Genomic DNA, 12,899 nt, shown 5'->3' with positions numbered 1-12,899 from the left:
ACAACACGGTCCCAAGCCCCGGGGAGGCAGCGCGGACGGCCGCTCGTCCACGACATGAACTTTGTGACACAGCTTGGTGGTATGACGCCGTACCGTGACGGCGCCACGACCGGTGCCGGCCGCGGCATCCCCAGCCGGTGCCGCGGAGGTCGTGGTGGCCGCGGATGTCGTGGTGACCGTGGTGACCGCGATGGCCCGGACGGGCTGCGGCTCGATGGCACTGGTCGCTGACAGCCACCAGCATCACCGGGCCCTTCGCGGCAGGCCCCGAGCCCTGGACCCGATGACACGGCCCAGCATGATGGATGGGTGCTGATCACAGATCTCGTCGGTGCGCTCGGCGCTGCCCACGTCCTCACCGACCCGGACGTGACCGTGAGCTACGAAACCGACTGGACGGGCGCCTTCCGGGGGCGGGCCGTGGCCGTGGCCCGCCCCGCGACGACCGATCAGGTCGCCGCCGTGCTGCGGATCTGCGCCCGGCACGGCGTGCCCGTGGTGCCCCAGGGCGGCAACACCGGCCTGGTCGGCGGTTCGGTGCCGGCGGGCGCGGCGGCCGGGGCGGTGGTGCTCAGCCTGCGCCGGCTCACCGCGATCGAGCCGGTGGACGCCGCCGCCGGGCTGGTGACGGCCGGGGCCGGGGCGACCCTCGCCGACGTCCAGGCGCACGCACGCGCGGCCGGCTACGGCGTCGGCGTCGACTTCGCCGCCCGCGACTCGGCCACTGTCGGTGGGATCGCCGCGGCCAACGCCGGTGGCGAGCGGGTGCTGCGTCACGGGATGACCCGCGGCCAGGTGGCCGGGCTGGAGGTGGTGCTGGCCGACGGCAGCGTGCTGCGGCGGCTGTCCGGCCTGCCCAAGGACAACGTCGGCTACGACCTGCCGTCGCTGTTCGTCGGCAGCGAGGGCACCCTGGGCGTCATCACAAAGGTCCAGCTGCGGCTGGTCGGGCTGCCCGCCGCCCGCACGGCCGCCCTGCTCGCCGTGGCCGACCTGCCCGCCGCGGTCGGTCTTGTGGCTACCCTGCGGGCCACGGTGGCCTCCCTGGACGCCGTCGAACTGGTCTTCGGCGACGGTGTCGACCTGGTGTGCGCCCACCAGGGCCGGCCGGCCCCGTTCCCCGGCCGGCCGTTCCCAGCGGACAGCCCGTACCTGCTGGTGGAGTGCGTCGGGCCCACCGACCCGACCGGTGACCTTGCCGCGGCGGTCGAGACCGCCACCGGCGTGCTGGACGCGGTCGTCGCCACCACCGCCACGGACCGGGAGCGCCTGTGGGCCTACCGTGAGGGGCACACCGCGGCCGTGAACGCGCTCGACGTCCCGCTCAAGCTGGACGTCGCGGTCCCGCTCGCCCGCATGTCCGCCTTTGTCGACGACCTGCGCGCCCTGGTGCCGGCGGTGGCACCGTCCGCCCGGCTGCACCTGTGGGGGCATCTCGCCGAGGCGAACCTGCACGTCAACGTCACCGGCCTGGACCGCGCCGACGCCAGCGGCAGGGAGGAGCTCACCACGGCGATCCTCACCCGGGCCGCGGCCGACGGCGGCAGCATCGGCGCCGAACACGGCGTCGGACGGGCCAAGATGGCGTGGGTGGGCCTGTCGCGGTCACCGGCGGAGCTGGCCGTGCTCGCGGCCGTCAAGCACGCCCTCGACCCCACTGGCCTGCTCAACCCCGGCGTCCTCGTCCCACCGGGTCTCACCGGGTCTCACCGGGTCTCACCGGGTCTCACCGACAGCTTCTCGCGACCAGCCCCCAGGCCCCACCATCAGCCCCGTAGGCGACAACCGCCGCCGCGATGACGGAAACCGCTGACAACCGCGGCCGGCGCGCGTCGGCCGGCACCCGTCGGCCGGTGGCTGGCGCCCGTCAGTTGTAGGTGGAAACCGCTGCCAGCACAGCGTTTTTCACCTACGGGCGCGGAAGCCGTAGGTGAGAAACGCTGCCAGGATGACGGTTTCCACCTACTGCTTCCACCTACTGCTTCCACCTACTGCTTCCGCTGTGGGGCCGGCTCGGGACGCGTACCGCGGGCCTTGGCGACGGCACCGCGGGCGTCAGCAGTCGTACCGGGGGTCTCAGAGGCGTCCGGGACGGCGGTGGGGGCGCTGGTGGGAGCGTGCTCGCGCAGGACGTCGTCGAGGACGCTGCCGTCCACGGTCTCCCGCTCCAGCAGGATGCCGGTGAGCGCGTCGAGCGCCCCGCGATGCGCGCGCAGCAGGCTCACGGCCTGCTCCTCGGCCTCCCGCACCAGCCGGGCCACCTCCGCGTCGATGACCCGTTGGGTCTCCTCCGAGTACGGCCGGGAGACGATCTCCTCGGTCCCGAGGTACTGCGGGTTGCCCGAGGCGTAGCCCACCGGCCCGAGAGCGGGGGACAGGCCGAACTCGCGCACCATCCTGGTGGCCAGCGCGGTGGCGCCGGCCAGGTCGTTGGCGGCCCCGGTCGAGCCCTGGCCGAACACGACCAGCTCCGCGGCCCGCCCGCCGAGCCGCACCGCGAGGGAGTCGTACAGGTAGCCCTCGGTGTAGAGGTGCCGTTCGTCCTCGGGCAGCTGCTGGGTGGCGCCGAGCGCCATCCCGGCCGGCAGAATTGTGATCTTCGAGACCGGGTCGGCGTGCGGGGACAGCGCGGCGACCAGCGCGTGCCCGGACTCGTGCACGGCCACCGACTGCTTCTCCTCGGGCAGCAGCACGTTGGTCGCGTCCCGGCGGCCCAGGATGATCCGCTCCCGGGCGGCATCAAGATCGTCGGATGTGATGATGTTGCGTCTGCCCCGGACGGCATTGATCGCCGCCTCGTTGACGAGGTTGGCCAGGTCCGCGCCGGAGAATCCCGGGGTGCCACGGGCGACGACGGACAGGTCGACGTCGGGGGCGAGGTGCTTGCCCCGGCCGTGCACCGCGAGGATGGCGGTCCGCTCGCCCTGGGTCGGCAGCGGGACGGTGACCTGCCGGTCGAAACGTCCGGGGCGCAGCAGCGCCGGGTCGAGGGTCTCCGGCCGGTTGGTGGCGGCGAGCACGACCACGCCCTCGGCGGGGTCGAACCCGTCCATCTCGGCGAGCAGCTGGTTGAGGGTCTGTTCCCGCTCGTCGTGACTGCCGCCGAGCAGGCCCGAGCCGCGCCTGCCGCCGATCGCGTCGATCTCGTCGATGAAGATGATGGACGGGGCGCGCTTGCGCGCCTCGCCGAACAGGTCGCGGACGCGGGAGGCGCCGACCCCCACGAACATCTCTACGAACCCGGAGCCGCTCACCGACAGGAACGGCACCTCGGCCTCGCCGGCGACCGCGCGGGCCAGCAGCGTCTTGCCGGTGCCGGGCGGGCCGACCATGAGCACCCCGCCCGGCCCCTTCGCGCCGGCCTGCCGGTAGCGCTCGGGGTCGCGCAGGAAGTCGATGATCTCCCTGACCTCCTGTTTCGCGCCCTCGTAGCCGGCCACGTCGGCGAACCGGGTGGTCGGGCGCTCCGCATCGATGATCTTCGTGCGGGACCGGCCGATGCCGCCGAGCCCGCCGGCCAGCGAACGCTGGGCCTGCCGGCCCGTCCACAGGAAGAACCCGACCAGCAGGAGCAGCGGCAGGAAGCTCAGCAGGACCGACAGGAAGGACGTCCCGGTCCGGGTGGCCTTCACCTCGACACCCTTCGCCTCCATGCGTTCGAGGACGCCCTGGGTGTCCAGCGCGGTCGGCAGCTGCGAGGTGAAGCTGGCGCCGTCCTTGAGCGTCCCGGTGACGYCGCCCTTGTCGTTGATGGTGACGGCCTGCACCGTGCCGGCGTCCACCTGCTGGGTGAACTGGGTGAAGCTGTACGAGGTGGTCTGCTTCGGGAACAGGCTGGGCGCGAACAGCAGGGCCGCTGTGATCACGAAGCCGATGGGCAGCAGCCAGCGACGCCACTTCGGCGGGGGTGTGGGCGCGGGCTTGGGCGGGGTCTCCCGGGGCGGCCCGGAGCGCGCCGAGGTCGACGGATGCCACCGGGCACCCTGGTGGAGGCCGGCTGTTGCGATCATCTATGGTTCTCCTGCCTGTGCTGACATCCGGGCGGGCACCAGCGAAGCCGGGCGCGTCCGATCGCGTGCGTCCGATCGCCGTGCCCGTGGTCGCGTCCGGCGCGGTGCTGTGTACCCCTTTTCAACGCATGAACGAGCCGCCAGGCTTCACAGGCGGCCGCGGCCGGCTCGTCCGGTCCCAGTCGGCCGCGGGGAGTTGCTGAAAGTTGCCGTGTGTTGCCGAACATGGCTGTAAGTGGCCGGGTAGCCGGGAATTGTTCCGTCGGGCGGTCGGCAGGCATGCTTGTACGGGCGGTGCGGCCTGGTGTGGCGCACACTGGGCTGGCATCCGGGGCTTGTCCCGACGACGGGAAGTGGACCAGTGCGGATCAGGCGGAAGAGCGACGCTGTTCTGATCACACGTGCGGTGCTGTCCCGCCCGGAGGAGATCCGGCGACGCCAGCGCCGATACGTGATCTCGATGATGTTCCGTACCGTCTGCCTGGTGCTCGCCGTGGTCGCGCTGCACGGCTGGCTGCGCTTCGGCGCCATCGTCATCGCCGTGGTCATGCCGTGGCTGGCGGTGGTCGTCGCCAACGGCGGCCCGCCGCTCAAGCGGGAGCACCCGTCCCTGTACGTCTCACCGGGCCGGTCCGCGGACGAGCCGCCACCGGCCCTCCAACCGGCCCACCACGAGGTCGTCGACGGTGAGGGCCAGGCCGTCGGTGAGGGCCAGCGCACCGATGACGAAGGCGGGGATGGCCGGGAGGCCGACGCCGCCGGGCACGTCGGGTCCGCGGCCCGGTCGCGAGGGTGACACAGGACCTCTGCGCGGATGGTGTGGATCATGCGGGTGGTGGGGGCCGCGTGGGTTGTGTGAGCTTCCTGACCGACTACGGGCTCGGTGACGGGTTCGTGGCGGCCTGCCACGGGGTGCTGCTGCGGCACGCGCCCGATGTGCGGATCATCGACATCAGCCATCTGGTGCCCGCCGGTGACGTGCGGCGGGGGTCGGTCGTGCTTGCCCAGACGGTCGGTCATCTGCCGCCCGCGGTGCATCTCGCGGTCGTCGACCCGGGGGTCGGCACCTCCCGGCGGGCGCTGGTCGTCTCCGCCCCGCGGGGTGTGCTCGTCGGCCCGGACAACGGGTTGCTGCCGCCCGCGGCCGACGTGCTCGGGGGAGTGCGCGCCGCGGTGGCGCTGGCCGTCCCGGACGGGGTGCCGGCGACCTTCCACGGGCGGGACGTGTTCGCCCCCGCCGCCGCCGCGGTCGCGGCCGGCCGGGATCCGGCCGCACTGGGTGAGCAGGTGGATCCAGGCGGGCTGGTGCGGCTCCCGCCGCCGGTCGCCCGCCTGGTCGTCGATGCCGATCCGGCCGCCGCGGCCGCCGCGGAAGCCGGTGTGAACGCCGCGGCGGCGGCGGTGGCGGTGGAGGCCGAGGCCGAGGTGGTCACCGTCGACACCTATGGCAACGTGCAGGTGGCCGCGGACGCGGCCCTGCTGGCCTCGGCCGGGATGCGCCCCGGCCACCTGCTCCGCGTCGCCGTGGGCGCCTCGGTGACCACGGCCGTGTTCGGGGTCACGTTCGCCTCGGTGGCTCCCGATGAGCTCGTCGTCTACGTCGATTCCGCGGGCCTGGTGGCGCTCGCGGTCAACCGGGGCAGTGCCGCGCGGCGCCTGGCGGTCACGGCCGGGGATCTCCTCCGACTGTCGGCAGGACGCCCCGCGCCGTCCTGAGCCCTCCCACGCTCGCCTCGCGGCGCCGCGCGGTTCCGTGCTGTCGACTGGTCAGCCGTCGCCGGGAAACGTGGACCARGCTGATTCCGCCGCGGGCACGTCGTCCCGCAGGACAGTTCCCTCGATTTTGCCGTACGGCCKGTCGGCCACCTGGAAGACGACGTTGGGGTTGTCCAGTCCGAAGGGCGTCAGGTCGACCGGGAAATGGTGCCTGTTCGGCATGGACAGTCGGATTTCGGCCACGTCGGCGTGGGCGGTGAGGACCTCCCGTCCCATGGTGTACAGGGTTTGCTGCAACGCGCTGCTGGGGACCTGGGCAAACGTCTCGAGCAGCGTCGCCCGGATACTCGGGAACAGCGTGTCGAATTCGACGGCGGTGCTCGTGTAGCGCCAGCGGGCGGTGATTTCGGTCGCCAGGACGCGGTCGTCCGTGTCGGCCAGCGTGGTGTAGTCGTCCCGGATGAATCCCCGGAATGCCGAACCGGTCGACTTCAGTACGATCAGGCCGGCTGTCCCGGAAACAACATGCGCGGTGTCCCGGTCGACGGTGACCGTCGTCGTCCGGTGTTCGCCGCCGCTGCGGAAGAACGCGTGGTCGTGCCCGGAGCCGTTCACCTCGATCCGCTGCCAGCCGTATTCCTCGATCTCCAGCCGCGCGCCGGTGACCCACGGGGTGGCGGTGGTGAAGTGCCGGGCGAGCCGCAGGCCGAACTGTTCGATCTCACCGACACCGCCCGTGCGGGCGAACGCGTGGACGGTGTTCTTCTGGGTGTCGGTCGCCAGGATGTGGCTGTTGTCCCCGTCGACGTGCGCGCTGGTGAAGTCGCCCCACAGCGCCGACGTGACGCTGATGTCCCGGATCCGGTGCACCGGCGTCGAGCGCTCGACGTGGACGAGCCTGATCTCCGCTTTTCCGTACCTGTTGGGACCGAGAACGACTGCCATCGCGCCTCCGTGGTCGGGGGCCGGACCCTTTTTCGGGCCGGGGTCTCTGCCGTGCCGAACTGATGCGGGCCGGACCGTTCCGTGTCGAGCTGTTCCGGGCCGGGCCGGGCCGCTGTGGGCCGGTCCGTCGGTCGGCCCGGCCGGTGCGCCTGCCCTGGGCGACGTTACCCGCGCCCCGTTCGGGTTACTGGTTGTGACTTCCTGGTACGGACGGGGCGCGTCCGTCCCGTTCCGCCAAATTGGTCGTCGAGCGGGCGCAACCTCTGAAAGCACTCAGGCGTCGGACGGGATGATGAGGGAGGGGATATGAAGCACTCGCGGAGAAGGCTACTCTCCGCATTCGCATGTTGTACCAATGGTTATCGTCGTCCGTTTGACACCGGCCATTTCAATGATCAATGCGTTGCCGGTCCGGCCGCTGGGTACGGTCCGGCTGTGAATGAGTGGGAGGCACTCAGGACGGGCCGGTCAATGGAGCGGGTTCGTATCCCGGTCTGCCACACCCCGGCTCGTCGTTCCGCGGCGACCTGTCGTTCCGCGGCCGGTGGGGTGGGGCCCGGTCCAGCAGGCGCCCGAACCCACGACAAGAGCTGTGGCCACACCTTCTTCGGGTGGGTGAACCGTTCGAGGCCTTACGGCGTGAGGAGGCCGCTCGGGGTGGGGGGAGCGCACGGCGCAAGGGGAGCGCGCCCGCGCGGCATATCCCCCTCGCAACGGTCACTCATATCGACTGTCGGTGCGGCGCTGCTCGCCTGTATCGCTCTGACCTCGTGCTCACCCCGGCCGGAGGGAGGAGGCTCGGCGTCCGCTCCCGGCAGCCTGACCGCGCCGACCGCGACGGCGCCGCAGATCACCATCACGCCCACGGACCGCTCCCAGGGCGTGGCGCTCACCAGCGCCGTGGTGGTACACAGCAACACCCCGCTACAGTCGGTGAAGGTGCTGCGGGGCGCGAGCAAGTCCCAGGACACCTCCGCCGGCGAACTGGCCGGCCAGCTCTCCGAGGACGGCAGGACCTGGACGTCCACCGGCGGGCTCTTCGCGGACACGCAGTACCAGGTGTCGGCGGCGACGTCCCCGGTGAACGGCATAGCGGGCACCACGACCATGGCGGCCACTTTCACCACGATTAATCCGGCCAAACCCTTCAAGGTGTCGTGGGGACCGGTCGCCGGGCAGACCGTCGGTATCGGTACACCCGTCACGCTGACCTTCAACGGGCCGGTTCCCGACCGGGCGGCCGTCCAGAAGCGTCTGGTGGTCACCACCGATCCGCCGGTCACCGGCGCCTGGAACTGGTCGTCGGACCGGACCGTGCGCTGGCGCCCGCAGCAGTACTGGAAGTCGGGGACCAAGGTGCACGTCGAGGCGAACCTCGCCGGTCTGGACCTCGGTGGCAACCGCTTCGGGGTGAAGGACCGGGCGATGGATTTCGTCATCGGCCCGGCGCAGATCAGTTATGTCGACGCCGCCACCCACACGATGAAGGTGTATCGCAACGGCGTCCTGCAAAAAACCATGGCGGTCAGCCTCGGCAAGCCCTCGTCACCGACCATGGACGGCCCGCACAACGTCCTTGGCACCGCCCAGACGGTGATTATGGACTCCGCGACCGTCGGTATTCCCAAGGGCGATCCGGACTACTACTACGAGACCGTCCAGTGGAACGTGCAGTTCACCAGTGGCGGTGAGTACGTCCACTCGGCGCCGTGGTCGGTCGGCGCTCAGGGGCAGAACAATGTCTCGCACGGCTGCGTGAACGCGTCGCCGGCGGACGCCGAATGGTTCTACCGGTTCAGCCGGTTGGGCGACATCATCGATGTGCGCAACACCGGTCGGCCGCCGGACACCTCCCAGCTCGGCAACGAGTGGTCGATCTCCTGGCAGCGGTGGGTTGCCGGCAGCGCCCTGCCGCTGACGGCCGCGACCACTGCGCCGCCGCCGGCGGACGCGGGCATCGTCGGCGCGGCGGCCAGTCCGCCACCGACGATCCGTTCCTGACAGCCGATCCGCTTCTGCCAGCCGCCGCCGGCCGCACCCACCGGCCGGCCGGCGGCGCGCAACACCGGCCGGCCGGTGGGTGCGGCCGGGAAGCGACGATCTCCCAGGATGGTTGGGCTGAAGGTTGCCCCGACCCGACCAGCCATCCCGGGAGATTCGCGCGAACAGCAACCCGTCCGACCACCACGGTGGCCCCGTGACGCCGGGCTCGACCGGCCAGTCGACCGGGCCGGCCCAGCCGACACCACCGACACCACCGGCCTGGCTGGTCCAGCCGGCACGGTCCGCGTCCGGACCGGGCTGGTTGCGTCGACTGGGCGGGTGCATCCTGCGCTACCGGCGCAACGCGGCCGTGGCCTCCGGCGCGGCGGTGCTGGCCACCGTGCTCGCCGTGATCACCCCGCTGATCGAGCGCGGGGTGGTCGACAACGTCGTGGTCGACCACCGGCATCCGCTCGCTCCCTACGTGATTGCGCTGCTCGTGGCCGGGGTGCTGCGTTTCGCCGCGAGCTACGTCCGCCGCACCACCGGCGGGCGTCTCTCCCTCGACGTCCAGTACGACCTGYGGGACGCGGTGTTCGCCGCGCTCGCGCGGTTCGACGGCGTCCGCCAGGACGGGATGCGCACCGGCCAGATCGTCAGCCGGGCCATCTCGGACGTCACCGCCATCCAGGGGCTGCTGTCGTACCTGCCGTGGCTGGGCGGCAACCTGCTGCTGCTCGTGCTCACCATTGCGATCATGGCGGTGCTCTCGCCGCTGCTGACCCTGCTCGCCCTCGCGGTCGGGCCACTGTTGCTGCTGATCGGGCTGCGGGCGCGGCGGACCGTCTTCCCGGCGACCTGGGCGGCCCAGCAGCAGGCCGGCGAGGTCGCCGGGGTGGTGGACGAGGCGGTCGCCGGCGTGCGGGTGGTCAAGGGCTTCGGGCAGGAGGAGCGGGAGCTGGCCGGGCTCACCGCGTCCGCCCGCGTTCTGTTCGCGCTGCGCATGCGTGCGGTGACCATCACCAGCCGGTATATGCCGGCACTGGCCGCGGTGCCGGCCGTCGGGCAGGTCGGGGTGCTGGCGCTGGGCGGCTGGCTGGCGTTGCGCGGCCACATCAGCCTGGGCACCTTCCTCGCCTTCAGCACCTACCTCGGTGAGCTCGTCGCGCCGACCCGTATGCTCGCGAACCTGCTGACGGTCGGGCAGCAGGCCCGGGCCAGCGMCATCCGGGTCTTCGAGCTCATCGACACCGCCCCGGTCGTGACCGAACGGGCCGGGGCGGTCAGCCTCGGGCGCGCCCGGGGGACGATCGAGTTCGACGACGTCACCTTCGGTTACACCCGGGACCGTCCGGTGCTCGACGGATTCCGGCTGCGGGTCGAGGCCGGTGAGACCCTCGCCCTGGTCGGGGCGTCCGGGTCGGGCAAGTCGACGGTGGCCGCGCTGCTCTCCCGCATCTACGACGTAGACGCCGGTTCTGGCGCCAGCCCTGGTACTGGCCCCGATTCTGGCCCTGGCGCCGGTGCTGGTGCCGTCCGGATCGACGGCCACGACGTCCGGGAGCTGGCCCTGGCGTCGTTGCGGGCCCAGATCGGGATGGTCTTCGAGGACAGTTTCCTGTTCTCCGACACGGTCCGCGCCAACATCGCCTACGGCCGGCCGGACGCCGGCGACGCCGAGATCGTCGCCGCGGCGCGGGCCGCCCGGGCGGACGGTTTCATCCGGGAGCTTCCCGRCGGCTACGACACGGTCGTGGGCGAACAGGGGCTGACGCTCTCGGGCGGCCAGCGCCAGCGGATCGCGCTGGCCCGTGCCCTGCTCGTCGACCCACCCGTCCTGGTCATGGACGACGCGACGTCCGCGGTCGACGTCCGGGTCGAGGCCGAGATCCACACCGCCCTGCGGCAGATCATGCGCGGGCGGACCACCCTGCTGATCGCGCACCGCCGCTCCACCCTGCACCTGGCCGACCGGATCGCGGTGCTCGACGCCGGCCGGGTGGTCGACGTCGGCACCCACGAGGAGCTGACCGTCCGCTGTCCGCTGTACACGATGCTGCTGTCCGGACCGAGTCTCGACCGGGCGGGCGCTGGCTCCGATCAGACGGGCAACGGCAGTCACCCGGCGAACCAGGCGAATCAGGTAAACAAGGTAAATCAGATAAATAAGGATGATGCAGGCAAGGGCCGGGCGAACGGTGGCCGGCCGGCGGCATTCGCAGGTGCGCTCACGCCCCGTATGCGTCCGGTTCCGGATACCTGGGTGGGCGCCGGCCTGGACGGCATGCGGCCGGCCCGCCCCGCGCGCGGCGGCCGGGCAGGCGGGTTCGGCGGCCGGGGGGCGGGGTTCGGTGGCGGCCCCTTCGCCGACACCCCGGCCACCCCCGAACTGCTCACCCAGGTGGCCCGGCTCCCGCCCGCGACCGAGCCGGTCCGGGTAAGCGAAACCGACGCCGCCGCGCCCGACCCGGCGTTCTCGCTGCGCCGCCTGCTGCGCGCGGTGCCCGGGCTGCTCGCCGTCGGCCTGCTGCTGGTCGCCCTGGACGCGGCCGCGAGCCTGGCCATGCCCGCGCTGGTGCGCCACGGGGTCGACGCGGGCGTGTCCACGGGCGCGTCGCCGGTGCTGTTCGCCACCTCCGCGGTGGCGCTGGCCGTGGTCCTGGCGGCCTGGGGCGGGCAGGTCGTCCAGGCCCGGGTGACCGGGCGGATGGGGGAGCGGCTGCTGTTCGTCCTGCGGGTGAAGACCTTCGCCCAGCTCCAACGGCTCGGCCTGGACTACTACGAACGCGAGCTCTCCGGCCGGATCATGACCCGGATGACCACGGACGTGGACGCCCTGTCGACGTTCCTGCAGACGGGCCTGACGACCGCGGTGGTGGCGCTGGCGTCGTTCGTCGGGATCGGGATCGCGCTGGTCGTGCTGAACGCGGAGCTGGCGCTGGTCGTGCTCCCGATGCTGCCGGTCGGGATCGCGGTCACGCTGGTGTTCCGGGCGAAGTCCTCGGCTGCCTACACCGAGTCGCGGGAGCGGGTCAGCGCGGTCAACGCCGCGCTGCAGGAGAACCTGGCTGGCATCCGGGTGGTGCAGGCCTTCCGCCGGCAGGAGCGCAACCAGGACGACTTCCGGGTGCTGGCCGAGCGGTACCGCGCCTCGCGGATGCGGTCGCAGCGGATGATCGCCCTTTACTTCCCGTTCATGGAGTTCTGCTCGGAGCTGGCCGCCGCGCTCGTCCTCGGCGCCGGTGCCGGGCTGGTCGCGTCCGGGTCGCTGACCACCGGCGGGCTGATCGCCTACCTGCTCTACATCAACCTGTTCTTCGCCCCGGTCCAGCAGCTCTCGCAGGTGTTCGACGGCTACCAGCAGGCGAAGGTGGGCCTTCGGCRCATCCGCGACCTGCTGCGCACACCCACCTCCACCCCGTCGGCCGCGGATCCGGTGCCGGTTGGCCGGCTTGCCGGCCGGATCACGCTCGAGGACGTCTCTTTCCGTTACGCCGGCACCAGCCGTCCCGCGTTGGACGGGGTGAGCCTGCGGGTGGCGGCCGGGGAGACCGTCGCCCTGGTGGGGGAGACCGGCGCGGGCAAGTCCACCGTGGTCAAACTGGTCGCGCGTTTCTACGATGCGACCGGCGGTGTGGTGCGGGTTGACGGCACCGACGTGACCCGGTTCGATCTCGCCGGCTACCGGCACCGGCTGGGCGTGGTCCCGCAGGAGGCGTTCCTGTTCTCCGGGACGGTGCGGGACGCCATCGCCTACGCCCGCCCGGAGGCGGAGGACACCGAGGTGGTGGCCGCCGCCAGCGCCGTCGGGGCGCACGAAATGATTATTCGGTTGCCCGGGGGCTACCACCATCCGGTCGGCGAGCGCGGCCGGGGGCTGTCGGCCGGGCAGCGCCAACTGCTGGCACTTGCCCGGGCGGCACTGGCCGACCCTGACATCCTGCTCCTCGACGAGGCCACCGCGTCTCTCGACCTGGCCACGGAGGCGGCGGTCACCGAGGCCACCGAGCACGTCGCGCGCCGGCGGACCACGCTGGTGGTGGCGCATCGGCTCACCACCGCCGCCCGTGCCGACCGGGTCGTGGTGATGGCCGCCGGCCGGGTCGTCGAGCAGGGCTCCCACGCCGAGCTGCTGCGGGCCGGCGGCCGGTACGCGCGGATGTGGGCGGAGTTCAACGGCGCCGACGGCCCGGCGTGCCCTGTCCAGGCCTCGGGCCTGGAGTGTGTACCGGAACGGTGACCCCG

General features: G+C 72.2%; 7 protein-coding genes. 5 read left to right on the top strand and 2 right to left on the bottom strand.

Translation table 11 applies throughout. The features are described from left to right. The first annotated feature begins 309 nt into the window (after positions 1-309). Entirely contained in the window at positions 310-1,800 is a 1,491-nt protein-coding gene (locus tag BL254_RS05860; RefSeq protein ID WP_254857837.1) for an FAD-binding oxidoreductase, read from the top strand. Between the two features lie 188 nt (positions 1,801-1,988). Here the strand turns inward: BL254_RS05860 and ftsH are convergent, their stop codons facing one another. Further along, positions 1,989-4,010, bottom strand: coding sequence for an ATP-dependent zinc metalloprotease FtsH (gene ftsH / locus BL254_RS05855; protein WP_076842727.1), 2,022 nt, complete (start codon positions 4,008-4,010; stop codon positions 1,989-1,991). Positions 4,011-4,371: 361 nt separating this feature from the next. On the opposite strand from ftsH, the gene BL254_RS05850 reads away from it, so the two are divergent. After that, positions 4,372-4,806 carry a DUF3099 domain-containing protein gene (locus BL254_RS05850; protein WP_076842726.1) on the top strand — a complete coding sequence of 145 codons (435 nt, stop codon included), beginning with the start codon at positions 4,372-4,374 and terminating at the stop codon, positions 4,804-4,806. A gap of 50 nt (positions 4,807-4,856) precedes the next feature. Next, positions 4,857-5,726 (top strand): S-adenosyl-l-methionine hydroxide adenosyltransferase family protein, encoded by an 870-nt coding sequence (locus BL254_RS05845; protein WP_076842725.1) that lies wholly within the window; start codon positions 4,857-4,859, stop codon positions 5,724-5,726. Positions 5,727-5,777: 51 nt separating this feature from the next. Here the strand turns inward: BL254_RS05845 and pucL are convergent, their stop codons facing one another. Beyond that, complete coding sequence (gene pucL / locus BL254_RS05840) at positions 5,778-6,671, bottom strand: factor-independent urate hydroxylase (RefSeq protein WP_047222635.1); 894 nt, start codon at positions 6,669-6,671, stop codon at positions 5,778-5,780. A 657-nt stretch (positions 6,672-7,328) separates the two neighbouring features. Between pucL and BL254_RS05835 the strand changes: the two genes are divergently transcribed. Further along, a complete protein-coding gene (locus BL254_RS05835; RefSeq protein WP_047222634.1) occupies positions 7,329-8,672 on the top strand; it encodes an Ig-like domain-containing protein in 1,344 nt (447 codons plus the stop codon). A gap of 265 nt (positions 8,673-8,937) precedes the next feature. Further along, the gene (locus tag BL254_RS05830) at positions 8,938-12,894 is read left to right on the top strand and encodes an ABC transporter ATP-binding protein (RefSeq protein WP_371390119.1); all 3,957 of its coding nucleotides are present in this window, start codon (positions 8,938-8,940) and stop codon (positions 12,892-12,894) included. Positions 12,895-12,899: the final 5 nt, after the last annotated feature.

Origin of the sequence: Protofrankia sp. BMG5.30 (assembly GCF_001983005.1) — a bacterium.
In the GTDB taxonomy this organism is placed as follows: Bacteria; Actinomycetota; Actinomycetes; order Frankiales; family Frankiaceae; genus Protofrankia; species Protofrankia coriariae.
This window is presented reverse-complemented; position numbering and strand designations above follow the sequence as displayed.